This is a genomic window from Nonomuraea sp. NPDC052129 (genome assembly GCF_040680095.1).
GTDB lineage: Bacteria > Actinomycetota > Actinomycetes > Streptosporangiales > Streptosporangiaceae > Nonomuraea.
Window position 1 is genome coordinate 13930 of record NZ_JBFAVX010000053.1, and the last position, 23446, is coordinate 37375.

Annotated in this window: 27 protein-coding genes; 16 read left to right on the forward strand and 11 right to left on the reverse strand. The window is 69.1% G+C overall.

The window, feature by feature from the left end; translation table 11 throughout:
• Positions 1–5: 5 nt before the first annotated feature.
• The 5 genes from AB0L53_RS56020 to AB0L53_RS56040 are packed head-to-tail and all read left to right on the forward strand — an operon-like array spanning position 6 to position 3645.
• Complete coding sequence (locus AB0L53_RS56020) at positions 6–755, forward strand: SDR family NAD(P)-dependent oxidoreductase (RefSeq protein ID WP_364014232.1); 750 nt, start codon at positions 6–8, stop codon at positions 753–755.
• Positions 755–1129: a carboxymuconolactone decarboxylase family protein gene (locus AB0L53_RS56025; protein ID WP_357939177.1), complete on the forward strand. Its 375-nt coding sequence runs from the start codon at positions 755–757 to the stop codon at positions 1127–1129. The genes AB0L53_RS56020 and AB0L53_RS56025 overlap by 1 nt, the downstream gene beginning before the upstream one ends.
• A 1-nt stretch (position 1130) precedes the next feature.
• On the forward strand, positions 1131–2360 hold the full coding sequence (locus tag AB0L53_RS56030; protein ID WP_364014235.1) for a Tm-1-like ATP-binding domain-containing protein: 1230 nt from the start codon (positions 1131–1133) through the stop codon (positions 2358–2360).
• Positions 2361–2406: 46 nt separating this feature from the next.
• On the forward strand, positions 2407–3228 hold the full coding sequence (locus tag AB0L53_RS56035) for a phosphoenolpyruvate hydrolase family protein (RefSeq protein WP_364014238.1): 822 nt from the start codon (positions 2407–2409) through the stop codon (positions 3226–3228).
• A 9-nt stretch (positions 3229–3237) separates the two neighbouring features.
• On the forward strand, positions 3238–3645 hold the full coding sequence (locus tag AB0L53_RS56040) for a cupin domain-containing protein (RefSeq protein WP_364014241.1): 408 nt from the start codon (positions 3238–3240) through the stop codon (positions 3643–3645).
• Between the two features lie 111 nt (positions 3646–3756).
• Here AB0L53_RS56040 and AB0L53_RS56045 read toward each other — a convergent pair whose 3' ends face one another.
• On the reverse strand, positions 3757–4638 hold the full coding sequence (locus tag AB0L53_RS56045; RefSeq protein ID WP_364014243.1) for a CAP domain-containing protein: 882 nt from the start codon (positions 4636–4638) through the stop codon (positions 3757–3759).
• Between the two features lie 447 nt (positions 4639–5085).
• Here AB0L53_RS56045 and AB0L53_RS56050 point away from each other — a divergent pair, with 447 nt between their 5' ends.
• On the forward strand, positions 5086–5451 hold the full coding sequence (locus tag AB0L53_RS56050) for an ArsC/Spx/MgsR family protein (protein ID WP_358439534.1): 366 nt from the start codon (positions 5086–5088) through the stop codon (positions 5449–5451).
• A 47-nt stretch (positions 5452–5498) separates the two neighbouring features.
• Here AB0L53_RS56050 and AB0L53_RS56055 read toward each other — a convergent pair whose 3' ends face one another.
• From AB0L53_RS56055 to AB0L53_RS56065, 3 genes are read right to left on the reverse strand one after another with little or no spacing between them, the layout of a single operon-like run.
• On the reverse strand, positions 5499–6068 hold the full coding sequence (locus AB0L53_RS56055) for a LysM peptidoglycan-binding domain-containing protein (protein ID WP_364014247.1): 570 nt from the start codon (positions 6066–6068) through the stop codon (positions 5499–5501).
• Positions 6069–6071: 3 nt separating this feature from the next.
• A complete protein-coding gene (locus AB0L53_RS56060; RefSeq protein WP_364014250.1) occupies positions 6072–6974 on the reverse strand; it encodes a hypothetical protein in 903 nt (300 codons plus the stop codon).
• 14 nt (positions 6975–6988) lie between these two features.
• Positions 6989–7351: a YbaB/EbfC family nucleoid-associated protein gene (locus tag AB0L53_RS56065; protein ID WP_364014253.1), complete on the reverse strand. Its 363-nt coding sequence runs from the start codon at positions 7349–7351 to the stop codon at positions 6989–6991.
• Positions 7352–7628: 277 nt separating this feature from the next.
• On the opposite strand from AB0L53_RS56065, the gene AB0L53_RS56070 reads away from it, so the two are divergent.
• The 3 genes from AB0L53_RS56070 to AB0L53_RS56080 are packed head-to-tail and all read left to right on the forward strand — an operon-like array spanning position 7629 to position 10505.
• Entirely contained in the window at positions 7629–8771 is a 1143-nt protein-coding gene (locus AB0L53_RS56070; RefSeq protein ID WP_364014256.1) for a sugar ABC transporter substrate-binding protein, read from the forward strand.
• A gap of 7 nt (positions 8772–8778) precedes the next feature.
• Positions 8779–9747, forward strand: a complete 969-nt coding sequence (locus AB0L53_RS56075; protein ID WP_364014258.1) for an ABC transporter permease — start codon at positions 8779–8781, stop codon at positions 9745–9747.
• The gene (locus AB0L53_RS56080) at positions 9744–10505 is read left to right on the forward strand and encodes an ATP-binding cassette domain-containing protein (RefSeq protein WP_364014260.1); all 762 of its coding nucleotides are present in this window, start codon (positions 9744–9746) and stop codon (positions 10503–10505) included. The genes AB0L53_RS56075 and AB0L53_RS56080 overlap by 4 nt, the downstream gene beginning before the upstream one ends.
• Before the next feature lie 70 nt (positions 10506–10575).
• Here AB0L53_RS56080 and AB0L53_RS56085 read toward each other — a convergent pair whose 3' ends face one another.
• From AB0L53_RS56085 to AB0L53_RS56095, 3 genes are read right to left on the reverse strand one after another with little or no spacing between them, the layout of a single operon-like run.
• On the reverse strand, positions 10576–11358 hold the full coding sequence (locus tag AB0L53_RS56085) for a CPBP family intramembrane glutamic endopeptidase (RefSeq protein ID WP_364014263.1): 783 nt from the start codon (positions 11356–11358) through the stop codon (positions 10576–10578).
• The gene (locus AB0L53_RS56090) at positions 11355–11948 is read right to left on the reverse strand and encodes a YciI family protein (protein WP_364014266.1); all 594 of its coding nucleotides are present in this window, start codon (positions 11946–11948) and stop codon (positions 11355–11357) included. The genes AB0L53_RS56085 and AB0L53_RS56090 overlap by 4 nt, the downstream gene beginning before the upstream one ends.
• Before the next feature lie 38 nt (positions 11949–11986).
• The gene (locus AB0L53_RS56095) at positions 11987–12457 is read right to left on the reverse strand and encodes a VOC family protein (RefSeq protein WP_364014269.1); all 471 of its coding nucleotides are present in this window, start codon (positions 12455–12457) and stop codon (positions 11987–11989) included.
• Between the two features lie 326 nt (positions 12458–12783).
• Here AB0L53_RS56095 and chvE point away from each other — a divergent pair, with 326 nt between their 5' ends.
• The 3 genes from chvE to mmsB are packed head-to-tail and all read left to right on the forward strand — an operon-like array spanning position 12784 to position 16722.
• Positions 12784–13920, forward strand: a complete 1137-nt coding sequence (gene chvE, locus AB0L53_RS56100) for a multiple monosaccharide ABC transporter substrate-binding protein (RefSeq protein WP_364014272.1) — start codon at positions 12784–12786, stop codon at positions 13918–13920.
• 4 nt (positions 13921–13924) lie between these two features.
• Positions 13925–15463, forward strand: a complete 1539-nt coding sequence (gene mmsA / locus AB0L53_RS56105; protein ID WP_364014275.1) for a multiple monosaccharide ABC transporter ATP-binding protein — start codon at positions 13925–13927, stop codon at positions 15461–15463.
• Entirely contained in the window at positions 15460–16722 is a 1263-nt protein-coding gene (gene mmsB / locus AB0L53_RS56110; protein ID WP_364014278.1) for a multiple monosaccharide ABC transporter permease, read from the forward strand. The genes mmsA and mmsB overlap by 4 nt, the downstream gene beginning before the upstream one ends.
• Positions 16723–16754: 32 nt before the next feature.
• Here the strand turns inward: mmsB and AB0L53_RS56115 are convergent, their stop codons facing one another.
• Positions 16755–17591, reverse strand: coding sequence for a PaaX family transcriptional regulator C-terminal domain-containing protein (locus AB0L53_RS56115; protein WP_364014373.1), 837 nt, complete (start codon positions 17589–17591; stop codon positions 16755–16757).
• A 146-nt stretch (positions 17592–17737) separates the two neighbouring features.
• Here AB0L53_RS56115 and AB0L53_RS56120 point away from each other — a divergent pair, with 146 nt between their 5' ends.
• Both AB0L53_RS56120 and AB0L53_RS56125 read left to right on the forward strand, forming a co-directional pair.
• Entirely contained in the window at positions 17738–19222 is a 1485-nt protein-coding gene (locus AB0L53_RS56120) for a long-chain fatty acid--CoA ligase (RefSeq protein ID WP_364014281.1), read from the forward strand.
• A gap of 24 nt (positions 19223–19246) precedes the next feature.
• The gene (locus AB0L53_RS56125) at positions 19247–19549 is read left to right on the forward strand and encodes a metalloregulator ArsR/SmtB family transcription factor (RefSeq protein WP_357939213.1); all 303 of its coding nucleotides are present in this window, start codon (positions 19247–19249) and stop codon (positions 19547–19549) included.
• A 61-nt stretch (positions 19550–19610) separates the two neighbouring features.
• On the opposite strand, the gene AB0L53_RS56130 is transcribed toward AB0L53_RS56125, so the two are convergent.
• Positions 19611–20516 carry a hypothetical protein gene (locus AB0L53_RS56130; RefSeq protein WP_364014284.1) on the reverse strand — a complete coding sequence of 302 codons (906 nt, stop codon included), beginning with the start codon at positions 20514–20516 and terminating at the stop codon, positions 19611–19613.
• A gap of 119 nt (positions 20517–20635) precedes the next feature.
• On the opposite strand from AB0L53_RS56130, the gene AB0L53_RS56135 reads away from it, so the two are divergent.
• A complete protein-coding gene (locus AB0L53_RS56135; RefSeq protein ID WP_364014287.1) occupies positions 20636–21475 on the forward strand; it encodes an AfsR/SARP family transcriptional regulator in 840 nt (279 codons plus the stop codon).
• Here AB0L53_RS56135 and AB0L53_RS56140 read toward each other — a convergent pair.
• Positions 21372–22364 carry a helix-turn-helix domain-containing protein gene (locus AB0L53_RS56140; RefSeq protein ID WP_364014290.1) on the reverse strand — a complete coding sequence of 331 codons (993 nt, stop codon included), beginning with the start codon at positions 22362–22364 and terminating at the stop codon, positions 21372–21374. The two genes, AB0L53_RS56135 and AB0L53_RS56140, sit on opposite strands and share 104 nt — an antisense overlap.
• Before the next feature lie 71 nt (positions 22365–22435).
• Here AB0L53_RS56140 and AB0L53_RS56145 point away from each other — a divergent pair, with 71 nt between their 5' ends.
• Positions 22436–22756 (forward strand): cupin domain-containing protein, encoded by a 321-nt coding sequence (locus AB0L53_RS56145; RefSeq protein WP_364014293.1) that lies wholly within the window; start codon positions 22436–22438, stop codon positions 22754–22756.
• 38 nt (positions 22757–22794) lie between these two features.
• On the opposite strand, the gene AB0L53_RS56150 is transcribed toward AB0L53_RS56145, so the two are convergent.
• Entirely contained in the window at positions 22795–23388 is a 594-nt protein-coding gene (locus AB0L53_RS56150) for a DUF305 domain-containing protein (RefSeq protein ID WP_364014296.1), read from the reverse strand.
• Positions 23389–23446 lie beyond the last annotated feature (58 nt).

Here is a 23446-nt window from a genome sequence, read left to right on the forward strand (position 1 = left end):
GCGTTATGAGGTTGGCAGGCAGGAAGGCCGTGATCACCGGCGCCGGCGGGGCCATGGGCAAGGTGTTCGCCCAGGTGCTGGCCAGGGAGGGCTGCGACGTCGCCGGGCTGGACGTGGCGGCCGAGGGACTGGAGCTGTTCGGCGCGGCCGTACGCGAGACCGGGCGGGAGGCACTCGAACTCAAGGCCGACATCACCGACCTCGACGCGACTCAGGGCGCGATCAACGAAGTGATCCGGGCCTGGGACGGGATCGACATCCTGGTCAACAACGCGGGCGGCGGCATGGTGCGGCCCTTCCACGAGATGACCGCCGCCGAGTGGCAGCGGATGGTCGACGTCAACCTGACCAGTGTCTTCAACGTGACCCGCGCGGTCGTACCGTCGATGCTGGCACGCGGCGGCGGGCGGATCGTGAACATCGCCTCCATCGCGGCCCTGCGCGGTGGGCGCCTGGTCCGGCACGCGAGCGGCTACGCCGCCGCCAAGGCGGGCGTGGTCGGCCTGACCAAGGCCCTGGCCATCGAGTACGCCACTGACGGCATCACGGTCAACTGCATCGCCCCCGGCGCCCAGCACACGCCGGGCCGCGACCGGGACACGCCCGAGCAGCGGGAGGCCCTGCTGGGCCAGATCCCCACCAGGACGCTTGGCAGTCCGGAGGACCTGGCGGAGAGCATCGTGCACTTCTGCCTGCCGTCCGCCGCCTACCTGACCGGCGTCATCCTGCCCCAGGACGGAGGTCACTCGATCTGATGTCGATGGACAGCGGCAGAGCGAAGTACGACGAGGTGTACGGCGAGGGCGCGGCCGACCGGCTGCTCGACGCGCTGTCGGGACCCGGCGCCGACCTCGGGCGCTACGGCGTGGAGTTCAACTTCGGCGAGATCTACTCGCGCCCCGGCCTGGACCTCAAGCAGCGGCAGATCGCCTCGATCGCCTCCCTGGTCAACATCGGTGGCGTCGAACCTCAGCTCACCGGGCACATCAACGCGGGGCTCAATGTGGGCCTCACGCCCGGGGAGATCGTCGAGGTGATCATTCATTGCGTCCAGTACGCGGGCTTCCCAAGGGCGATCAACGCGATCAATGTGGCGAAGAAGGTCTTCGAACAGAGGGGTGTGGCGTGAGATGCCGACCGTCGTACTGATCGGGACGCTCGACACCAAGGGCGAGGAGTACGCATGGCTGCGCAACCGGCTGGTGGAGCTGGGCAGCGACGTGCTCGTGGTCGACACGGGAGTGAAGGAGTCCGGCGTGCCGCTGCTCGCCGACGTCTCCAACACGGAGGTGGCCGAGGCGGCCGGAGGTGACCTGCGGGCGCTCCAGGAGGGGGGCGACCGCGGGGCCGCCGTCACCGCCATGGGCGAGGGCGCGGCGGCGATCCTGGCCGGGCTGTACGCCGAGGGCCGGGTCGACGCGGTGCTGGCCGTGGGCGGCAGCGGCGGCTCGTCGATCGCCGCGCGGGCCGTCCGCGACCTGCCGATCGGCCTGCCCAAGCTGATCGTGTCCACGATGGCGTCGGGCGACGTGTCGCCTTATGTCGGAGCAAGGGACGTCACGCTGATGTACAGCGTGGTCGACATCGCCGGCGTCAACCGGGTCTCCCGGGCGATTCTCGGAAACGCGGCCGCCGCGTCAGCGGGCATGGCCAAGGCACACCAGCTGGCCAGGGCGGTGCGTACGACGCAGAGCGACGAACGGCCGCTGATCGGCGCGTCGATGTTCGGCGTGACCACGCCCGCCGTGGACGCGGCGCGCGAGCGGCTGGACGAGCTCGGCTACGAGGTGCTGGTCTTCCACGCGACCGGGTCGGGCGGCCGGGCGCTGGAGGGACTGGCGGCGAGCGGGCTGCTGGCCGGGGTGCTGGATCTGACCACCACCGAACTGGCGGACGACCTGGTCGGCGGGGTGCTGTCGGCCGGGCCCGAGCGGCTGACGGCGGCGGGCGCGCACGGCGTGCCGCAGGTGGTCGCCCCCGGCGCGCTGGACATGGTCAACTTCGGCCCGCGCGACACCGTGCCCGAGCGGTTCGCGGGCCGGCTGCTGTACGTGCACAACCCGACCGTGACGCTGATGCGCACCACGCCGGAGGAGATGGCCGAGCTGGGCGCCCGGGTGGCCGCCAAGCTCGGCGCGGCGAGCGGCCCGACGGAGCTGTTCGTCCCGCTGGGCGGCGTGTCCGCGCTGGACGCGCCGGGCATGGACTTCCACGATCCCAAGGCCGACGCGGCCTGCTTCGAGGCGCTGGCCGCCTTTCCCGCGACCAAGCGGTTCGACCTGCACATCAACGATCCGGAATTCGGCCGGGCGATGGCCGAGCGGCTGCATCGCCTGATCTCGGGAGAGGATTCCGCATGACCCGGCAGCTCGGAATGGGATCCAGGCAGCTCGGAGGGGATGCCTCGTGACCAGGCAGGAGGTGCTGGCCAGGCTGCGCCGCACCGTCGCGGAGGGGCGGCCGGTGATCGGCGCGGGCGCGGGCACGGGTCTGTCGGCCAAGTGCGCCGAGGCCGGCGGCGTCGATCTGATCATCATCTACAACTCCGGCCGCTATCGGATGGCCGGGCGCGGCTCGCTGGCCGGGCTGCTGCCCTATGGCGACGCGAACCAGATCGTCGTCGAGATGGCCGCCGAGGTGCTGCCCGTCGTCGCCGACACCCCGGTGCTCGCGGGCGTCTGCGGCACCGATCCGTTCCGGGTCATGCCGCGCTTCCTCGACCAGCTGGCCGCGATGGGCTTCGCGGGCGTCCAGAACTTCCCCACCGTGGGCCTGTACGACGGCGTCTTCCGGCAGAACCTGGAGGAGACCGGCATGGGCTACGACCTGGAGGTGGAGATGGTCCGGCTGGCCCACGAGCGCGACCTGGTGACGGCCCCATACGTCTTCGACGAGGACCAGGCCCGCGCCATGGCCGAGGCCGGCGCCGACGTGCTGGTCCCGCACGTCGGGCTGACCACCAAGGGCAGCATCGGCGCGGGCACCGCTCTGACCCTGGACGAGGCCGTGACCCGGGTGCAGGCCATGCGCGACGCGGCGGCGGCCGTGCGGCCCGACATCCTCGTGCTCTGCCACGGCGGCCCGATCGCCGAGCCCGCCGACGCGGCCCATGTCCTGTCGCACACGGAGGGCGTGGTGGGCTTCTTCGGCGCCTCGTCCGTCGAGCGGCTGCCCACGGAGCGGGCCATCACCGAGCAGGTACGAGCCTTCAAAGCGCTGAACTTCTGAGGAGCTGCCATGCACGTCAGTCCGGACTCCGTGCCCACGATGGCCTTCGACTGGGGGTCCATCAAGTGGTTCGTCACCCCGTCGGCCATCGAGGGGGCGAGCAGCACACTGGGCGAGGTCATCATCAATCCCGGGCAGGGACACGCCCGGCACAACCACCCGACGGCCGAGGAGATCATCTACGTCATCTCGGGTGAGGCGTCGCAGATGGTCGACGACGGTGAGCCGTTCGCGATCAAGGAGGGTGACACCGTGCACATCCCGGCGGGTGCCTACCACTCGACGTTCAACTCGACCTGGCGGCCGTTGCGGCTGATCGTCACGTACACGCCCGGTGGCGAGGAGAAGGCCCTGGAAGGGGCCCCCGACCTGCACCTGCACGAGCCTGGCAGCGTTGCGGAGTGGCGTCAGGCCTGACGAGCGCCCAGCCGGGTGGCCCGGCGAGCACTGACACGGCGAGCACTGACACAAGGTGATGCCCCGCGGCCGGGCGGCCGGCCGCGGGGCATCGTTCTGCTCGGGCGGCCGCTACTTGGCGGCGAAGTCCTGGGTCCAGTAGATCTGGCCCTTGGAGTTCTTGGCCGCGCCGACACCTATGAGGTTGTACTTGCAGTTCATGATGTTGGCCTTGTGGCCCGCGCTGTTCATCCAGCCGGTGACCACCGAGGCCGGGGTCGGCTGGCCCATGGCGATGTTCTCGGCCCAGCCCGTTCCGCCGGTGAAGCCCGCCCCGCGGATGCGGTCCATGAAGCTGCGGCCGTCCTGCGAGGTGTGGCTGAAGTAGTTCTTGGTCGCCATGTCGGAGGAGTGGCCGAAGGCGGCCTTGTGCAGCTGCGTGTCGTGCTTGAGCGGCTTGCAGCCGCCCTTCGCCCGCTCCGCGTTGGTCAGCCGCAGAACCTCGTTCTCGTCGGCCGTTCCCACCACGTCAGTCGGCGGACTGGTCGTGTCGGTCGGAGTGGGAGTGCTCGTCGGCGACGGCGACGGTGATGGCGTCGGCGTGGTCGTGTCGGTGGGAGTCGGAGTCGGCGTGGTCGGCGTGCAGGACGACAGCCGGACCGGCCGCGACTTGCCGGAGTTGCCGGCGTAGTCGGTGGCGACCGCGTAGTAGACACCGGGAGCGCACAGCATCGAGACCGTGACCCGGGGGCTGATGCCCCTGCCTGACGCGCTCTTGACGACCCGGTCGGGACCGGCCACCGCTCGCATGACGCGGACGCGGACGAGGGCGCTGCCCTCGCAGCCGCGCCTGGTGGCGGATGTCTGGATCTTTCCGGCGGCGGTGACCTGCGGCTTGGCCACGGTCACGCGGCATGCGGGTTGCGGCACCGTCGCGGCGTGAGCCGTCGCGACCGGCGCACCGAGGGTGGCCAGGCTCACGACACACGCGAGTACCCCTAGGGGTCTACGCATATGGGTGTCCTCCGTATGGATGGACGGCGGGTGGGCGTTCCGCATTCTGTCGGTGCCAGGCACCCTTTGTCATGAAATTTCGGACATCAATGTGTGATGGGGGTAAACCAGAGGGAGGCCTGAGGCGTCGGGAGCCCCTGCTCGGCCGGGGATTTGCGGCCGTAAGAGGTGGTTTGGGATTTTACTTAAGTGACGCCCGTTTTGTCACTCTCTGTGACCGAGGTGCTCTATGCCGTGGTGGGCGAGGCGGCTGAACCCCGGCTCGACGCGGCGCGTATCCGGGTTGCGGAAGCCGTACAAGCGGTGTCGCAGATTGACGTGGTAATCCGTATGGCTAACACTTGCTAGTGAAATAGGGGGTTGGCCACGTCCAGTGCGCCCCCTGTTTCTCCATGGGACGCCTTGCCGGATGGCTCCGCGCTCCTCGCATCCCCAAAGGAAGTCAGCATGGAGATCTGGATCAACCCCGACTGCTCCAAGTGCACCTCCGCGCTCGAACTCCTGGACACCGAGAACGCCGAATACACCATCCGCCGCTACCTCGACGACCCGCCCAACGAGCTCGAACTGCGCGAGGTGCTCACCAGGCTGCGCCTCGAACCGTGGGACATCACCCGGTTCGGCGAGGCCACGGCCACCGATCTCGGCATCGCCGGTTGGCCCCGCGACGCGGCCAACCGCAACCGCTGGATCAAGGCGCTGGCCAGCCACCCGATGCTCATCCAGCGCCCGATCATCACCGCCGGGGACGGGGCGGCCGTCGTCGGCCGTACCCCGGAGGCCGTCCGCTCGGTGCTGTCGCGCTCGTCCTGACCACAGCTACTCGTCCGGACTGCCGCCAACACTTGCCCTGACCGCCGTTAACGGTGTGGCTCGCCCCAGATCGGCCGATCGGGGTCAGGCGTGGGCAGCGCCGCGAGTACGGTGGTCACGTTCTCCCAGTCGGTGACCTCGGTCCGGTCGGCCACGAGCCGCAGCCGCTTCGGGATCTCGTGATGGGCGTCCTGGAGGGCGTCGATGCCCTCGATGATCTGACCTGACACGGCCTCGTAGCCCATGCGGCCGCCTTCGCCCTTGAAGAAGGTGGTCCCCAGCTTGTCGTCGCCCCAGAAGTTGCCGATGGCGTTCAGCTCCGCCGCCGCGGCGTTGACGAATTCGCCGAGATCGTGTTTCTCGGTGTCGAAGCCCCCTGCGGCGGCCCTGATGTGACCCGGGTAGATCTCCATCGGCAGGCGGAGTCGCATGCCCGGCCGCACGTTGTTGGGGTTGTCGAGGACGTCGCGGTTCGCCTGGTAGATGCTCTCCCAGAGTGAGGGGTCCTCGAAGAGCCGCTGGGCGATCTCCCAGAGCGAGTCGTAGTCCCCGCCCGGGGGCGTGACGGTGACGGTATCCGGCCGCTCCGGCGGCTTGGGGTCAGGTTCAGGTGCCATGCGTCATCCCGCTGGTTTGTGGGCCATCGTGAAATAGAGCAGCACCCTGCCGAGCGTCTGTTTCCAGGTGGGGACGAGGTCCCCGCCGCTCTCCCCGTTCAGGGCGTCGTACGTGGCGCCGTAGGTGGATCCGCCTACCATCCGGCTGATGAAGTACTGCACGTCGGCGTTCTTGCTCATCGCTCTGGCCGCCGGCATGGCGGCGTCGAACGCGCCGTAGAACGCGACCGACGCGGTGAACTCCTTCAGCATCTGCTTCCCGTTGTCGCTCCACGAGCCCGTGTCCTCGCCGCGCAGCGCGTTGACCCCAGCCACCACGCCCACGTCTCCGACCGCGAAGAAGGCGCTGCCGATGCTGTATTCGGTGAGCTTGCTCAGCACGATCCGGGCGATGTTGTGTTCGAGCAGTTTCGCCAGCAGGCCCGCCTCGGCCCGCCGCATGAGGATTTGGGTGATCTGGTAGGCGGCCCCGGCCTGCCAGGGGAAGGTGGTGATGAACATGAAACTGGCGAGGTTGGCCAGGGCGAGGGACCAGTACGCGTGCTGTGCCTTCTCGATGGCCTCCGCGTACTCCTCGCATGCCGTGCTGTTCTGCCGGCAGCGCTGGGCGAGCTTGTCGGCATAGCCCAGCGCGGGAGGGTTCGGATAGAGCCCGGCGGTCACGGCCTTCTTGTAGGCCTCGATCCCTTCGCCGCCGTTCCGTTTCCACACTGCCTCGGCGAACGGGTAGGTCCGGTTCTGGCTCTGCTCCAGCCGGTCCGCGAGCCGCGCCCAGACGGCGGCGGCCTGCCGAGCCTTCGCCGGATCGCCGTCGGGGTAGTCGACCGCGAGCATCTTGAACACGAAGGCGGCGATGCCGACCGAGCCGACGCCATAGATCGCACCGCGTGCGGGACTGATGGCCATGGGAGATCAGCCGGCTACCGGCTGTCCCGGGGGCGACGGGTCGACCCCAGCACGGTGTCCGCGATGAACGGATCGACCAGGTCGGTCATCTCCTCCTCCGCGTTGCGTGCCGCCGCCTCGGCCGCTTCGAGGATCGCGGCGGCCAGCTCGTCGGAGCCCAGCCGCATGGCGCGCGGATCGATCGTGAGGCTCACGAGCGCGCCGGTCGGCGCGGTCTCGGCGACCACCCGACCGTCCGCCGCCTCGCCCCGGCCGCGCACCTCGGTGATCCGGTCTCTGAGCTGCTCCACCTGCGCGACGTCGGCGTTGAACTGTGCGAGCAGGCGCTCGATCTCCGGATCTCCGCTCCCCCGGAGCGCGTCTGCGGGCGATGTCATCGGGTCTCCCAGAGGTCGGTGCGCGTCGGCAAGGCATGACATGAGTACGTCCCCACGAGGCTCGTCTCACACACCCGCCCCGCGTGTCACGTAGATCGTAACTCCTGCAAAGAGGAGTTTACCGGTCGGAAATAAATGATTTACCAACACTCCCGGCAGGTCAGTCAAGGATGGCCCATTGACACACTCCGAAAACCTCTTAGCTTCTTCATTGGGCGTGCTGACGGGGGAAGCGATCACCCCTGGACCCATCCGTCAGGAACTAGAGGTCGAGCACATGGAAAAGATCCCTCCCAAGGTCGAAGAGGCAGTCGAAACCCTCGGCCTCACCCCGGTCGCCCGGCGGCGCCTGCTCTCCGGCGCCGGTCTGGTCAGCGCCTCGGCGGCGGCGTCCGCGCTGCTGGCGGCGTGCACCTCCAGCCAGGGCAAACCCGCCGCTTCCGGTGGCTCAGGCGCTCCCGGAGACTTCCCCGCCACGCCGAAGTGGAAGTTCGTGCTCGTCTGCCACGTCACCACGAACCCGTTCTTCACCCCCACCCAGTACGGGGCGCAGGACGCGTGCGCGCTGCTCGGCACCGACTTCCAGTGGACCGGCTCGAAGGACTCGATCGTGGCCGAGATGGTCAACGCCTGCAATACCGCCATCTCGGCCAAGGCCGACGGGCTCGCGGTGGCAGTGGTGGACAAGGCCGCCTTCCGCGAGCCGGTGGCCAAGGCGCTGGACGCGGGGATCCCCGTGGTGTCGTACAACGCCGACGGTGCCCGCGACGACAAGGGCAGCGCGCGGCTGGCCTACATCGGCCAGGGGCTCTACGAGTCTGGGTACGCCCTCGGCCAGCGGGCCCTCCAGCAGGTGGACTCCGGCGAGATCGTCGGATTCATCGCCACTCCCGGCGCGCTCAACATCCAGCCGCGGATCGACGGCGCCCAGCAGGCGATCAAGGACTCCGGGAAACCCGTCAAGTTCACCCCGGTCGGCACGAACGCCGACATCACCAAGGGCCTGTCGATCATCGACGCGTACGCCCAGGGCCACGCGAACCTGGCCGGGATGCTCGCCGTCGACGCCGGATCCACCCAGTCGATCGGGCAGACGGTCAAGAAGTACGGCATGCGGAGCAAGGGGCTCAAGGTCGCCGGCGGCTTCGACCTCGTACCCGAGACCCTGACGGCGATCAAGAACGGTGACCTCGACTACACCATCGACCAGCAGCCCTACCTCCAGGGCTTCCTGCCCGTGCTCTACCTGTACCTCTACAAGCTGTCCGGCGGGCTGCTCTTCCCCTCCGAGACCAACACCGGCCTGCTCTTCGTGACGAGGGACAACGTCGGCCCCTACCAGACCACCAAGACCCGCTTCGAGGGCTCCGACACCGCGCAGAAGCTCGTGCCACGCTCCGGTGCCATCCCTCATGCTTAGGCTCCGAATGCGCAGGATCCGCGAGGAGTTCCTGCGGCACCGGGAAGCCAGTGTTCTGGTGGTCGCGATCGGCCTGGGACTGTACTTCGTGTCGGTGAAGGACGTCTTCGTCTCCTACGACAACCTGGTCAACATCTCCCAGGCCACCGCTCCCGCGGCGATCGTCGCGTGCGGCACGGTCCTGCTGCTGGTCAGCGGCGAGATCGACCTGTCGGTGGGGGTGGTGGCGGCGCTGGCGCCGTTCATGATGCACTACGCCATCGACTTCTGGGGGGTGCCCGCGATCCCGGCGATCCTGCTGGCGCTGGCGACAGGGACCGCGATCGGGTTCGGGAACGGGTTCATCACCGTCGTGCTGCGGGTGCCGTCGTTCGTGACCACGCTGGGCACCTTCTACGCGGTGACCGGTGTGGTGCTCACCACCTCGCACGCCTATCCGGCCGAGATCCCCGCCGCCGTGGACGGGACGATCGGGCAGTGGCTCGGCGCGGCGAACTGGGCGCACCTCGGCTGGGCCGTGGTCATCGTGATCGTGCTGCACATCCTGCTGACCAGGACCCGGTGGGGGCTGCACACGATCGCGGTCGGCGGCAACCCGCTGGGCGCCTCGGAGGCGGGCGTGCGCACCGGCCGCATCAAGATAGGAAATTTCATGATTGGCGGGACGTTGGGAGCGTTCGCTGGGCTGATCGAGGCGTTCCGCATCCACACCATCGACCCGAACATCGGCGGCGGCACCGGACTGATGTTCACCGCGGTCTCGGCGGCGGTGATCGGCGGCACGGCGCTCGCGGGCGGGTCCGGGACCATCATCGGCTGCGCGCTCGGAGCGCTGGTGCTGGCCGAGCTCCAGAACGGGATGAACCTCATCGGCATCTCCGCCAACCCGTATTTCCTCATCCTGGGCGCCGCGATCCTGCTGTCCATGATCGCGAACGTCTCCCTGACCCGGCTGCGAAGGGCGGGACGGACATGACCGCGATCCTCCGTACCGAGTCCCTGTCCAAGCGGTTCGGGGCGGTCACTGCGCTCCAGGACGTCAGCCTGACCCTGGAGCAGGGGGAGGTGCTGGGGCTCATCGGCGACAACGGCGCGGGCAAGTCCACGCTGGTCAAGCTCCTGTGCGGGTTTCACCAGCCTGACTCGGGGCGCATCCTGCTCGACGGCGAGGAGATCGCGCTGAAGTCCGTACGGCAGGCGCGATCGCTGGGCATCGACATCGTCTACCAGGACCTGGCGCTGATCAACGAGCTCAGCGTCTACCACAACATGTTCCTGGGCCGCGAGCACGTCGGGTTCGGGCGGTTGCTGAGCAACCGGCGCATGCGCCGGTTGGCCGCCGAGCATCTGGAGGCCATGGGGGTCCGCATACCCTCGGTCCACGTCGAGGTGGCCAAGCTCTCCGGCGGGCAGCGGCAGGCGATCGCCGTGGCCCGCTCGGTGTACTCGCGATCGCGGATCCTGCTGCTCGACGAGCCGCTGGCCGCTATGGGCGCCAAGGAGGGCGCGCTGATCCTCGACCTGGTCAGCGACCTCAAGGCGCGCGGCGAGGTGTCCATCGTGATCATCGCGCACAACTACGCCCAGATCCTGGAGGTCTGCGACCGGGTCAACCTCCTCCAGCACGGCACGATCACCTTCGACAAGCCCACGGCGCGGACTTCGCTCCAGGAGCTCACGGATCTGGTCGTGGCGGAGTATCGCCGAGCCCGCACGAGAGGAGCGCCGGAGTGACGCCCGCACGGCAAGGTGAGCGGGCTCAGGGGAACAGGCTCGCCCTCGCTCGGGTGAGCGGGCTGCCCGCTCAGGGGAGCCAGCTCACCTTGCCGTGCAGGGCGGCGTAGCCGGCGAAGGCGACAGCGTCGATGAGCGTGTGCGCGACGACGAGCGGCATGGCCCGGCCCCAGCGCTGGTACAGACGGCCGAACACCAGCCCCATCACCACGTTCCCGACGAAACCCCCGAACCCCTGATAGAGGTGGTACGAGCCGCGCAGCAGCGCCGCCACCACGACGGAGCGCCACGGCGCCCATCCCGCCTGCTCCAGCCGGTGCAGCAGGTAGCCGCTGACGAGCACCTCTTCGAGCACGCCGTTCTGCGCGGCGGCCAGCAGCAGGACCGGGATCCGCCACCACACGTCGGGCAGCTGCCCGGCGACCACCGAGAGGTTGATCCCGATGGCGTACACGACCAGGTAGAAGGCCAGCCCGGACCCGCCGATCGCGGCCGCGAGCAGGGCGCCGCGCACCAGGTCGCGGCGCGGCTCGCGGAGGTCGACACCGATGGTCCGCATCGACTCGCCGGAGCGGACCAGCAGGTAGGCGACGAGCGCGACCGGGGCCACGCTGATCGCGATGTCGACGAGCTGCAACGTCAGGTCCAGCCAGGGCCGCCCCGGAGCCAGCGACCGGACGAGCACGGCCTGCTGACCCTTCAGCTGCTCGGGCGCCGTGAGCGCGCCGATCAGCCGGACGAGCGCCAGGAGGCCGCTGGCCCCCAGCGAGACGGAGAACACCACGAGGATCTCGGCCTTGATCAGCTTCGGCCCGAGGGTCGGCAGTGGTGTGGCGGGGGACTGCGCGGTCATGGCCGCGATGCGGAAGGTTGAGGAACCGTCGGCCAGCTGTCCGGCCGCCCGCCGAAGTCATAGTCGTGGACCTCGATGTCGGCGTACCGGTCCGGCGTCAGGATGGCGCGTGCCGCGTCCTGGTCCGGCGCCCGGAGCAGCGCCGCCGTGCCCAGCCAGGTGGTGCCGTCGTCGGCCAGCAGCGGCCCGTACGCGATCAGCTCGTCCCGGCCGGGTGGCACGGTGAGATCGGCGGCCTGCCCCGAGCCGAGGCCGAGCACCAGGTATTTGTTGCCACCGGTCCGGCCGCCGGGGAAGTCCCACATGGTGCGCCCCAGCAGGTTGCGCCACCGGCGCAGCAGCACGTCACGGTAGACGCCGGCCTGGTAGTTGGGCTCGTCGAAGGCGAACGCGCGGGCGGCGGCGGAATCGGGCAGGTCGAGGATGTGCACGCTGCCGGTGGGCGTCTCGTCGTCGTCGGCGGCGAAGGTCGGGCCGCGGGCGATCATCTCCTTCGCGTACCCGTCCATGTAGGACCAGTGCTCCTCCAGCAGCTCGTCGCGCAGCGCCACCGAGCTGGGCCGATCGCGGTGGTAGCAGAAGAACTCCATCCCCACAGTGTGTACTACCTCGATCCCGGCCATAGCCGTCAGCGCGGGAAGAAGTCGGCGCTCTGGACATACTCCATCGCCTTGATGAACGCCGGGTCGCTGAGGCGCGCCTCGAGTTCCTCCGGCCCGACCTCTTCGACGCGGGTCTGGATCCACCACAGGTTGCCGAGCGGGTCGCGCACCCGCCCCACCTTGTCGCCCCAGTACAGGTGGGTGACCTCGGTCACCGAGGTGCCGCCGGCCGCGACGGCCCGCCGGTGCACGGCGTCGGCGTCGTCCACGTACAGGCGCAGGAACGCGGGCGTCGGCGGCCAGTCCGGCACGGCGTCGAACATCATCACCACCGCGTCGCCGATCCGGACCTCCGCGTGACCGATGCGGCCCTCCTCATCGGTGACTCGGCCGAGTTCCTCGGCGCCGAACGCCTCCTTGACGTAGTCGATGAACCGGGCGCTGTCGCGGCAGGCGACGAACGGCGTCACGGTGGTGTAGCCCTCGGGAACGGCCATGATCTCTCCTTCGAAGCGGGTAGCCCGACGCTAGAGGGCATATAGGTCAGTTTCTGTCCCATATGAAGGCCGCGCTGCCGCGCCGGCGCTCTGAAGTGGCCGGCCTTCCGGCTGACACCGCTGGCCTGTGACTTCGAGGTCCACGAACCCGCCGAACCCACCGGGCATCTGCCCGCGCCGCAGGCCCAGGGCCACTTCAACCGTGAAGGTTGTGTTACGTCTACGTTATCGGCTGCGCTTGACACCGGAAATGTTAGCGATAACACTCGCGGGATCGGCTGTCTCCCGTGACGCACGGGCACCTCCCCATTTCCGCAAGGAGAAACATGAGATTTCCACGATTCGCGACCGTGGTCTCCGTCCTGGCGCTAGCCACGGTCGCGACCGCGTGCGGCTCGGCCGAGAAGACGGTCGACAAGGACGCCGCCGCCAGCGCCTCGGCCGGTTCGGCCGGCGCCCTGGTCGGCGTGACGATGCCGACCAAGTCGTCGGAGCGTTGGATCCACGACGGCGACAACGTCAAGACCAGCCTGGAGAAGCTCGGCTACAAGGTCGACCTGCAGTACGCCGAGAACGACATCCCGACCCAGGTCAACCAGATCGAGAACCAGATCACCAAGGGCGCCAAGCTCCTGATCATCGCCTCGATCGACGGCACGGCCATCACCACGCAGCTCCAGGAGGCGGCCGACAAGAAGATCCCGGTCGTCGCCTATGACCGGTTGATCCGTAACAGCCCGAACGTCGACTACTACGCCACCTTCGACAACTTCAAGGTCGGCGTGCAGCAGGCCACGTCGCTGCTGGTCGGGTTGAAGCTGCTCAACGCCGACGGCTCCGCGGGCAGCGCCAAGGGCCCGTTCAACGTCGAACTGTTCGCCGGTTCGCCCGACGACAACAACGCGACGTTCTTCTTCAACGGCGCCATGTCGGTTCTCAAGCCGTTCATCGACAAGAAGACGCTCTCCGTCAAGAGCGGCCAGACCGACTTCAAGACGGTCGCCATCCTGCGCTGGGACCCGGCCACCGCGCAGAAGCGCATGGAAGACCTGCTGACCAAGACCTACAGCGGCGGCACCAAGGTCGACGGCGTCCTGTCGCCCTACGACGGCCTGTCGATCGGCATCCTGTCGGCGCTCAAGAGCAACGGCTACGGCACCTCCGGCCAGCCGTACCCGATCGTGACCGGTCAGGACGCCGAGCTCGCGTCGGTGAAGTCGATCATCGCGGGTGAGCAGTACTCCACCATCTACAAGGACACCCGGCAGCTGGCCGACGTGACCGTGAAGATCGCCGACACCGTGCTCAAGGGCGGCAAGCCCGAGGTCAACAACACCAAGGACTACGACAACGGCAACAAGGTCGTGCCGTCGTACCTGCTCCAGCCGCTGATCGTCGACAAGACCAACTACGAGAAGGAACTCGTCACCACCGGCTACTACACCAAGTCTCAGCTGGGCTGACGTCATGACTGATGACATCCTGCGGATGCGCGGGATCACCAAGACCTTCCCCGGAGTAAAGGCGCTGCAAGACGTCAACCTGTCCGTACGGCAGGGCGAGATCCACGCGATCTGCGGCGAGAACGGCGCGGGCAAGTCCACGCTCATGAAGGTGCTGTCGGGCGTCTACCCGCACGGCTCCTATGAGGGCGAGATCTTCTTCGAGGGAGATCCGTGCCGGTTCGCCGACATCCGTGACAGCGAGCACCGCGGGATCGTCATCATCCACCAGGAGCTGGCCCTGTGCCCGCAACTGTCCATCGCCGAGAACATCTTCCTCGGCAACGAGCAGGCCACTCGCGGCCTGATCGACTGGAACCGGACCAACCATGATGCGGCCGAGCTGCTGAACCGGGTCGGGCTGCGGGAGAACCCCGTGTCGCTCATCTCCGACATCGGGGTCGGCAAGCAGCAACTCGTGGAGATCGCGAAGGCGCTGTCCAAGCGGGTGCGCCTGCTCATCCTCGACGAGCCGACCGCGGCGCTCAACGACGAGGACTCGGCGCACCTGCTCGACCTGCTGCGGGGGCTGCGTGACGAGGGCATCACCTGCGTGATCATCTCGCACAAGCTCAACGAGGTCATCGACATCGCCGACTCGATCACCATCCTGCGCGACGGCCGGACGATCGAGCGGCTCGACATGGTCGCCGACCACGTCACCGAGGATCGCATCATCTCCGGCATGGTCGGCCGCGCCTTGGAGCACCGCTTCCCGCCGCACGAGCCGCACATCGGCGAGGAGGCGCTGCGCATCGAGGACTGGACGGTGCACAGCCCGGCCCAGCGTGGCCGGGTGGTGGTCTCCAACGCCAACCTCACCCTGCGCAAGGGCGAGATCGTCGGCCTGGCGGGGCTCATGGGGGCCGGCCGTACGGAGCTGGCCATGAGCGTCTTCGGCCGCACCTACGGCACCGACATCTCCGGCCGCATCTACAAGGACGGCCGACAGATAGAGATCCGGACGGTGCAGGACGCGATCCGCCACGGCATCGCGTACGCCACCGAGGACCGCAAGAGGTACGGCCTCAACCTGATCGAGGACATCAAGCGGAACATCTCCGCCGCCGCGCTCCCGAAGCTGGCCCGCCGTGGCTGGGTCAACGACAACGAGGAGCACCAGGTCGCCGAGGGGTTCCGCAAGAGCATGAACATCAAGGCGCCCAGCGTGCTGAGCGTCACCGGCAAGCTCAGCGGCGGCAACCAGCAGAAGGTCGTCCTGTCGAAGTGGATCTTCACGGACGCCGACGTGCTCATCCTGGACGAACCGACCCGGGGCATCGACGTCGGGGCCAAGTACGAGATCTACTCGATCATCAATCGGCTCGCCGACGACGGCAAGGCCATTCTGGTCATCTCATCGGAGCTGCCGGAACTACTGGGCCTGTGCGACCGGATCTACGCGCTGTCGGCCGGCCGGATCACCGGTGAGGTCCCGCGCGAGGAGGCCACGCAGGAGGGCCTCATGCAGTACATGACGAAAGGACAGGACGAGATCCGATGAGCAGCAGTACCTCATCCACCGCCGCGGGGCCGGCGCCCACCGGGCAAGAGCCGCCTCCGCCGCGGGAAGCGGGCAAATCATCCTGGCTGTCGTTCAACGTACGGCAGAGCGGGATCTATGTCGCGTTCGCGCTGATCGTCGTGCTGTTCGCCTTCCTCACCAAGGGGGCGCTGCTCCAGCCGCAGAACATCTCCAACATCATCGTCCAGAACTCCTACATCCTGATCCTGGCCATCGGGATGATCCTGATCATCATCGCCGGGCACATCGACCTGTCGGTGGGCTCCGTCGTGGCCGTCACCGGGGCCATCGCCGCCGTGCTGATGGTCAACTACGGCGTGCCGTGGCCGGTGGCGCTGGTCATCACGCTGGTCGCGGGCGGGCTCATCGGCGCGTGGCAGGGGTTCTGGATCGCCTACTACGGCATCCCGGCGTTCATCGTGACGCTGGCCGGCATGCTGCTGTTCCGCGCGCTCACGCTGACCGTGCTGGGCAACCAGGGCATCGGACCGTTCCCTGACGCCGTCCGTACGCTGTCGAACGGCTTCACCGACAGCTATCTCGGCAACATCGGGCTCGGCCCGCTGGGCGGCGCCGACCTGTTCAGCCTGCTGCTCGGCCTGATCGCGGTGGCGGGCATGGCCGCCAGCCAGTGGCGCAGCCGGATGGCGCGGCTGGGTTACCGCCAGAGCGTGGACCCGTTGCCGATCTTCCTGCTCCGCATCGCCGCGGCCGCCGCGGTGATCCTCGCCGTGGTGGTGCAGCTGGCCAGGTTCAAGAACCTGCCCTGGGTGCTGATCCTGCTCGCGGCACTGGTGCTGGGGTACTCGCTGGTGACCAACCGCGCCGTGTTCGGCCGGCGGATCTACGCCATCGGCGGCAACCTGCAGGCGGCGCTGCTGTCCGGCATCAAGGTCAAGTCCGTCGTCTTCTGGATCTTCGTGAACATGGGCGTCCTGTCCGCGCTCGCCGGGATCATCTTCGCCGGACGGCTGAACCAGGCGGGGCCCACGGCGGGCAACTCCTTCGAGCTGGACGCGATCGCGGCGGCGTTCATCGGCGGCGCGGCCGTACAGGGCGGCGTCGGCAAGGTGGTCGGCGCGGTGACCGGCGGTCTGATCATGGGCGTCATCAACAACGGCATGTCGCTGGTCGGCGCGCCGAGTGAGCGGGTCATGCTCGTCAAGGGCGCGGTCCTGCTGGCCGCGGTCGCCTTCGACGTGTGGACCAAGCGCCGGGCGGCGGCCGGCACCCGCTGATCGGTTCAGCTCACCACGGCTGGGCTGGCTGGTCAGCGGGCCGGTGCGGTGAGCGTCAGTTCGTCCAGCACGGTGTCGGCCAGCGCCCTGGCGCTCGGCGCGTAGTCGCGGGCCAGGGCGCGGAACACCTGCTCGGCCCGGATCGCCGGCCAGTCGGCCGGCAGGTGTTCGGCCGGCAGGTGCGGGTCCTGGCGGACCAGCTGCAGCCAGTCGGTGTGCAGGAGGAGCTGCCGGGCCAGGTCGTCGGCCGCGTAGGGGAGCGGGCGCGGAGTGTCCCAGCGGTCGAGGAAGGCCCGGTAGCGGGCGGCGATCCGCTCGGTGCTGAACGCCTTGCGTACGAGGTCGGCCGTCTCGGTCGGCTCGAACGCCCGCGCCGTCAGAACGGTGATGTGATCGCCGAGTTCGAGCGGCGCGAGGATGCCCGCGACGTCCTTGGCGCCCGGCGCGATCCACAGCCCGCTCTGCAGCAGCCCGAACCCGGCCCAGATGAGCTGGGAGCGGAGGTCGTGCCGGGTGCTGCGCCGGCTGTCGGGGATCGAGAAGCCCACCAGGGTCCAGGCACCGTCCCAGTCGCGGTTGACCGCGCCGGTCTCCCAGACCCGGCGGCGCCCGTCGTCGAGCACCTCCGCCGCGTGCTCAGTGAGCCCGAAGTACATCCTGCGCCCCTGACGGTGCCGGGCCAGCAGGTTGCGCTTGACCATGCGGGTGAGCGTCGAGCGCACCGCCTCCTCGGTGACGCCGAGCCGGGCGAAGACGTCGATGACGCTGCCCGAATAGACGGCGGTGTCGCGCCCCAGCACGTAGACGCCGAGAAAGCTGAACATCAGGGACTGCGGACGGGCCGTCAGCACGTCTCCTTCGCCGAGCATCACAGCAAGAGGGTAGACGGATCCGTCACAGTCGGCAAAACTCTGACTCAGGTTGGGAAATTGCCGACCGACGCTGTTGACGGGCGTGATCGTGCTGCTTAGCCTCGCGATCACGGCGACTTACCGACGCGGGAGGCCGTACGCCCATGAACAACGCGGGAGTGGGAGGGTGGCCGGCTCGCCGGGCCCAGATGACGCCGGACCGTACGGCGTTCGTCTTCGAGGGCCGGGCGGTCACCTACGCCGAGGTGCACACGCGTACGACGAAGCTGGCCGCGCGCCTGCGCGAGGCCGGGGTGCGGCCGGGGGACCGGGTCGCCTATCTGGGCCCCAACCACCCGGCTCTGGCGGAGACCATGTTCGCCACGCACCTGCTCGGCGGGATCTTCGTACCGCTGAACTTCCGGCTGGCGGCGCCCGAGATCGCCTACATGCTCGGCGACTGCGACCCGGCCGTGCTGATCCACGCGCCCGAGTGCGCCGAGGTGGTCGGGGCGCTCCCCGACGCCCCGCCCTTGCTGGTGTCGGACTACGAGACCTTTCTCGCCGAGGGTGATCCCGCGCCGATCGACGTACGCGTCGGGCTCGACGACATCGCGCTCATCCTCTACACCTCCGGCACCACGGGGCGGCCCAAAGGCGCCATGCTCAGCCACGCCAACCTGGTGTGGAACACCTACAACATGCTGATCGGCGTCGATGTCACGAGCGAGGAGATGACGCTGATCAGCGCGCCGCTCTTCCACGTCGCGGCGCTGAACCAGACGTTGCTGCCCACGTTCGCCAAGGGCGGCTGCTCGGTGATCATGCCGGCCTGGGAGGTGGACGGGTGCTACGACCTCATCGAGAAGCACGGCATCACCTGGATGTTCGGCGTCACCACGATGTTCGCCGCGTTCGCCCGGTCGCCGCGCTGGGCCACGGCCGACCTCTCCTCGCTGCGCAACCTGATGTCGGGCGGCGCCCCCATCCCGCCCGCGCTCATCCGCGTCTACCAGGAGCGGGGCCTGGTGTTCTGCCAGGGTTACGGGCTGACCGAGACGGCGCCGGGCGCGACCTTCCTGGAGGCAGGGCAGAGCGTGCGCAAGGTCGGCTCGGCCGGGGTGCCGGTGTTCTTCGCCGATGTACGCGTGGTCCGGCCCGATCTCACCGACGCCGCCGTCGGAGAGCGGGGCGAGGTGCTCGTCCAGGGGCCCAACGTGAGCCCCGGCTACTGGCAGAACCCCACCGCGACCGCGGCGGCGTTCGCGGATGGCGACTGGCTGCGCTCGGGCGACATCGGCGCGTTCGACGCCGAGGGGCACCTGTACATCGTGGACCGGGTCAAGGACATGTTCATCTCGGGCGGGGAGAACGTCTATCCGGCGGAGGTGGAAGGCGTCCTCTTCGAGCACCCGGCGGTGGCTGAGGTCGCCGTGGTCGGGGTGCCGGACGAGACGTGGGGCGAGGTCGGGCGGGCGTTCGTGGTCATCGGGGCGGCGGTGACGGCCGAGGAACTGCGGGAGTTCCTCGACGGGCGGCTGGCCAGGTACAAGATCCCGCGCTACTTCGACCTGGTGGACGAGCTGCCCCGGACGGGTTCGGGCAAGATCCAGAAGGCCCGGCTGCGGGACCGGCCGCTGGACAGCTAGTTAGCTAATTGCCACAATGCCCTGGTGCTGGATGTGGACCTGGTCAAGGCGCTGGCCAACGACAAGCGGCTGCTGATCCTCGAGTGGCTGCGCGAGCCCGAGCGGCACTTCCGGCCGCAGCGTGACGGTGACCTGGTCGAGGACGGGGTCTGCTCGCTGTTCATCGCGGAGAAGCTGGGGGTGAGCCAGCCGACCTGCGGCGGGCATCTGAAGGTGCTCAGCGGGGCGGGGCTGGTGCGCGGGAAGAAGATCAAGCAGTGGGTGTTCTACCGGCGTAACGAGGACCGCATCGCGGCCGCCAAGGAGGCGCTGGGCGGCGATTGGTGATCCCCCACGCGGACCGTGGGGCCGTGCACACGAGCCCATGGTCCGTGTGCACGGCACCCCGTTACGGGCAGGGGACGATCTGCTCGGCCGGGCCGCCGACCTGGATCCAGTTGGTACCCGATCCGGTCCACTTGTAGACGGCTCTGCGGTCAGGGCTCAGGCCGTAGATGTCACCGTTGGTGACCGCCCAGTCCCAACCGGGGCCGCCGACGAGCTGCCAGGCGTAGGGCGTGTTGAGGTAGCGCCAGATGCTGCCGCGGTCCGGGGTGGTGGCGAACAGGCCGAAGCCGCCGCCGTACAGCCAGTTGGCCGGGCCGCCGACCTGGGTCCAGTCGGTGTCGGCGCCGTTCCACTTGTACACGCCGCTGCGGTCAGGGCTCAGGCCGTAGAGGGCGTCGTTGGTGACGGACCAGGTCCGGCCGGGGCCGCCCACGTTCTGCCAGGCGTAGGGCGTGTTGAGGTAGCGCCAGATGCCGCTGCGGTCCGGGGTGGTGGCGAACAGGCCGAAGCCGCCGCCGTACAGCCAGTTGGCCGGGCCGCCGACCTGGGTCCAGCTGGTGCCGGCGCCGTTCCACTTGTACACGCCGCTGCGGTCGGTAGCGAGGCCGTAGAGGGCGTTGTTGGTGACGGACCACGTGAGACCGGGGCCGCCCACGTTCTGCCAGAGATTGGACGAGTGGAGATAGCGCCAGATGCCGCTGCCGTCGGGCGAGGTGGCGAACAGGCCGAAGCCGCCCCCGTACAGCTTCCCGGCGGGCCCGCCGATCTGGGTCCAGCTGGTGCCGTCGTCGTCGTAGCGCCACACGCCCGCGCTCCCCGGGGAGAGCGCGCAGATGGTGTGGGCGACGGCGGCGGAGGCCGGTGTCGCCACCAGGCCCACCATGGCCATGACCAGGGCGAAGAGCCCGGCGATTGTCCTGATTATGCGTGTCCTGGCCGACAGGCCGGGCTTGACGGTCACCCTCATGTTGATCCCTCCTGGGTGGAGACTCCGTCAGGGTGCCATCACGGGCTGTAATGGAGCTCCAACCAGGCTGGAACGGGGTATGAGACGACGGGGGCTGGTGGTGCAGAAGGGGGATTGGTATGCGGGTGAGGCTGTTGGGGCCAGTGGATGTGCTGGTGGACGACGTCCCGCGACCGGTGCGGGGGCTTCGCCGCACGGCCGTGCTCGCCGCGCTGGCGCTGCGGCCCGGTGCCGTGGTCAGTGTCGATCTCCTGGTCGAGGCGGTCTGGGGTACGACGGCACCGGCCTCGGCCGCCACGACGGTGCAGTCCCATGTCTCCTACCTGCGCGGCGTGCTCGACCGCCGGGAGGCGATCATGGCCCGCCGGCCCGGCTACCTGCTGGACCTCGGCGAGCGGGAGGCCACCGACGTTCAGACCGCCGAGCGCCTCATCCGGCAGGGAATGGAGTCCGCGGCCCCGGAGGTGCGGGCCGACCGGCTGCGGGCCGCGGTGGCGTTGTGGCGGGGCGCGCCGCTGGCCGAACTGGCCGGGCTGGCCTGGTTCGACGAGCAGGCCCAGCGGCTGGAACAGCTGCTGCTGGAGGCGCGCCACGCCCTCATCGGCGCGCGGCTGGCCCTCGGGCAGGATCTGCAGCTCGTCCCCGAGCTGACCGACCTGAGCAGGCAGCATCCGCTGCACGAACAGGTGCACGCGCAGCTGATGCTCGCGCTGTACCGGGCCGGTCGGCAGGGTGAGGCACTGGCCGTCTACCAACGGCTGCGCCGCACTCTGGTCGACGAGCTGGGCATTCATCCCAGCCAGCCGCTGCGGGAGCTGGAGGTGGCCGTGCTGAGACAGGATCCGATCCTGGACCCTATTTCGGCGTCGCCCGCGTACCTGAGGCCGGTGACTCGGTCCGCGTGCGCAGGTGGAAGGCGCGCCGGTAGGCGGCGGGGGTGGTGCGCAGGGCGTCGTTGAAGCGGCGGCGGAGGTTCGTGGCCGAGGAGAGCCCCACCCGGGCGGCGATCGCGTCAACGGACAGGTCCGTCTCCTCCAGGAGCGCCCGCGCCCCGGCGATCCGCTGGGCGAGCACCCACTGCCCGGGGCTGGTGCCGAGCTGGGCGGTGAACATCCGGGCCAGCGTCCGGGTCGACACACCGCCGTGGGCCGCCAGGTCGTCGACGGTCAGCGGCTCACCGAGCCGCTCCGCCGCCCACTCCAACAGCGGGGCGAGCGAGTCGGGCGCCCGGCCACGCGATGGCGCGATGGCGTACTGGAGCTGCCCGCCCTCCCGGTGCGGCGGCATGACCATGTGGCGGGCCACCTTCGCGGCGTAGGCGGCGCCGTGGTCGGTCCGTACGAGGTGCAGGCACAGGTCGATCCCCGCGCTGGTGCCTGCGCTGGTGGCGACGTCGCCATGGTCCACGTAGAGCACGTCGGGATCGACCGGGACGGCGGGGAAGCGTTCCGCGAGTTCGGCCGCCAGCCGCCAGTGGGTGGTGGCCCGCCGTCCGTCGAGCAGCCCGGCCTGCGCCAGGACGAACGCGCCGGAGCAGATGGCGGCGATCCGCGCGCCGCGCCGGTGCGCTTGGCGGAGCGCGGAGAGTACGGCCCCCGAGGCCGTGCGCGTCTGCCAGCCGGGGATGACGACCGTGTCGGCGCTCTCCAGCGCGGCCAGGCCCTCGGTGACCGTGATCGAGTAACCGGCCAGGGTGGGCAGCGGTCCCGGCGTCTCGGCGCAGACGCGGAAGTCGTAGGGGCGGGCCAGCCCCGGCCTTACGGTGGCGAACACCTCGGCGGCGCAGCTCAGCTCGAACGTCGCCTGGGGCGGACTGGCCAGCGCGACGACGCGATGCTCTGACGACATGGCAGAAAAGTACTCCATGACGTCTTTTCTGGCACTGGGTGGGTGCCCGTCGCGCTCGCCAGGATGGCGGCATGGAAACGGACCGGCAGGCATTGCACATCGACGACGTGGAGCCGGTGGAGGTGGCGCCCGGCATCATCAGGCGGCGGCTCACCGCGACCGGGCTGGCGCGGGGCTGGCTCATCGACTTCGCCCCCGGCACGCAGTGGCCCGAGGTGGACGTACATGACGGGGAAGAGCGCTACTACGTGCTCAGCGGAGAGGTGATCGAGGGCGACACGCGGTACCGGGAGGGAAGCTACGTGGTGTTCGCCGCGGGCAGCCGTCACCAGCCGCGGACCGAGACGGGGGCGCGCATGCTCGGTATCAGCCTCCTGGACGTGGCAACGTAGGTGGGTGACACGCTTCCCGGTGGGCTGAGCGCCCGGCTTCAGAGGCGGTCGACGATCGTCTCTAGCTGGGCGACCTCGTCCCGCTGGTGGGTCGCCATGTGCGTGGCTACCTTCTTGACCTTGGGGTCGGCCCCCTCGGCCTCCTGGGTACGGACCATCTCGATCGCGCCGTTGTGGTGCACGATCATGTGCTTCGCGAACAGTTTGTCGAACTTCTTGCCCTTGGCCTTCTTGAGCTGCTCCATGGCCTCCTCGGAGATGAGACCCGGCATCTCATGACCCACGTGGCTGGACATCTCGGGCTTGTTCCACGCCGTCAGCCAGCCCTTCATGGTCTGGATCTCCGGCTCCTGGGAGGCCTTGATCTTCTCCGCGAGCTCCGTGACCTCGATGTCGCTCGCGCGGGACGGCGCCAGGCCGGCCATCTCCACCGCCTGCTCGTGGTGCGGGATCATCATCTGCGTGAACATGACGTCGGCGTCGTTGAACATGACCGACGGTGACGCGGCCGACGTGGCGGCGCCGAGCGCGCCGCCCGACCTGCCGTCCTGGCCGGTCATGTCGTTGCCGCCGCACGCCGTGAGCAGGGCGAGTGTGCCCGTGGCGGCGGTGTAGGAGATCTTGCGTTTCATGCGCACCGCGACGTGGTCCCTTCTCGGTCCAGTCGGCTTACTGGGTAGGGCCGGGTGC

Bases quoted from the DNA above. Each gene is read 5' to 3' on its own strand.
- AB0L53_RS56020 (WP_364014232.1), top strand. From the start codon at position 6: ATGAGGTTGGCAGGCAGGAAGGCCGTGATCACCGGCGCCGGCGGGGCC.
- AB0L53_RS56025 (WP_357939177.1), top strand. From the start codon at position 755: ATGTCGATGGACAGCGGCAGAGCGAAGTACGACGAGGTGTACGGCGAG.
- AB0L53_RS56030 (WP_364014235.1), top strand. From the start codon at position 1,131: ATGCCGACCGTCGTACTGATCGGGACGCTCGACACCAAGGGCGAGGAG.
- AB0L53_RS56040 (WP_364014241.1), top strand. From the start codon at position 3,238: ATGCACGTCAGTCCGGACTCCGTGCCCACGATGGCCTTCGACTGGGGG.
- AB0L53_RS56045 (WP_364014243.1), bottom strand. From the start codon at position 4,638: ATGCGTAGACCCCTAGGGGTACTCGCGTGTGTCGTGAGCCTGGCCACC.
- AB0L53_RS56050 (WP_358439534.1), top strand. From the start codon at position 5,086: ATGGAGATCTGGATCAACCCCGACTGCTCCAAGTGCACCTCCGCGCTC.
- AB0L53_RS56055 (WP_364014247.1), bottom strand. From the start codon at position 6,068: ATGGCACCTGAACCTGACCCCAAGCCGCCGGAGCGGCCGGATACCGTC.
- AB0L53_RS56060 (WP_364014250.1), bottom strand. From the start codon at position 6,974: ATGGCCATCAGTCCCGCACGCGGTGCGATCTATGGCGTCGGCTCGGTC.
- AB0L53_RS56065 (WP_364014253.1), bottom strand. From the start codon at position 7,351: ATGACATCGCCCGCAGACGCGCTCCGGGGGAGCGGAGATCCGGAGATC.
- AB0L53_RS56070 (WP_364014256.1), top strand. From the start codon at position 7,629: ATGGAAAAGATCCCTCCCAAGGTCGAAGAGGCAGTCGAAACCCTCGGC.
- AB0L53_RS56075 (WP_364014258.1), top strand. From the start codon at position 8,779: ATGCGCAGGATCCGCGAGGAGTTCCTGCGGCACCGGGAAGCCAGTGTT.
- AB0L53_RS56080 (WP_364014260.1), top strand. From the start codon at position 9,744: ATGACCGCGATCCTCCGTACCGAGTCCCTGTCCAAGCGGTTCGGGGCG.
- AB0L53_RS56085 (WP_364014263.1), bottom strand. From the start codon at position 11,358: ATGACCGCGCAGTCCCCCGCCACACCACTGCCGACCCTCGGGCCGAAG.
- AB0L53_RS56090 (WP_364014266.1), bottom strand. From the start codon at position 11,948: ATGGAGTTCTTCTGCTACCACCGCGATCGGCCCAGCTCGGTGGCGCTG.
- AB0L53_RS56095 (WP_364014269.1), bottom strand. From the start codon at position 12,457: ATGGCCGTTCCCGAGGGCTACACCACCGTGACGCCGTTCGTCGCCTGC.
- chvE (WP_364014272.1), top strand. From the start codon at position 12,784: ATGAGATTTCCACGATTCGCGACCGTGGTCTCCGTCCTGGCGCTAGCC.
- mmsA (WP_364014275.1), top strand. From the start codon at position 13,925: ATGACTGATGACATCCTGCGGATGCGCGGGATCACCAAGACCTTCCCC.
- mmsB (WP_364014278.1), top strand. From the start codon at position 15,460: ATGAGCAGCAGTACCTCATCCACCGCCGCGGGGCCGGCGCCCACCGGG.
- AB0L53_RS56115 (WP_364014373.1), bottom strand. From the start codon at position 17,591: ATGCTCGGCGAAGGAGACGTGCTGACGGCCCGTCCGCAGTCCCTGATG.
- AB0L53_RS56120 (WP_364014281.1), top strand. From the start codon at position 17,738: ATGAACAACGCGGGAGTGGGAGGGTGGCCGGCTCGCCGGGCCCAGATG.
- AB0L53_RS56130 (WP_364014284.1), bottom strand. From the start codon at position 20,516: ATGAGGGTGACCGTCAAGCCCGGCCTGTCGGCCAGGACACGCATAATC.
- AB0L53_RS56135 (WP_364014287.1), top strand. From the start codon at position 20,636: ATGCGGGTGAGGCTGTTGGGGCCAGTGGATGTGCTGGTGGACGACGTC.
- AB0L53_RS56140 (WP_364014290.1), bottom strand. From the start codon at position 22,364: ATGTCGTCAGAGCATCGCGTCGTCGCGCTGGCCAGTCCGCCCCAGGCG.
- AB0L53_RS56145 (WP_364014293.1), top strand. From the start codon at position 22,436: ATGGAAACGGACCGGCAGGCATTGCACATCGACGACGTGGAGCCGGTG.
- AB0L53_RS56150 (WP_364014296.1), bottom strand. From the start codon at position 23,388: ATGAAACGCAAGATCTCCTACACCGCCGCCACGGGCACACTCGCCCTG.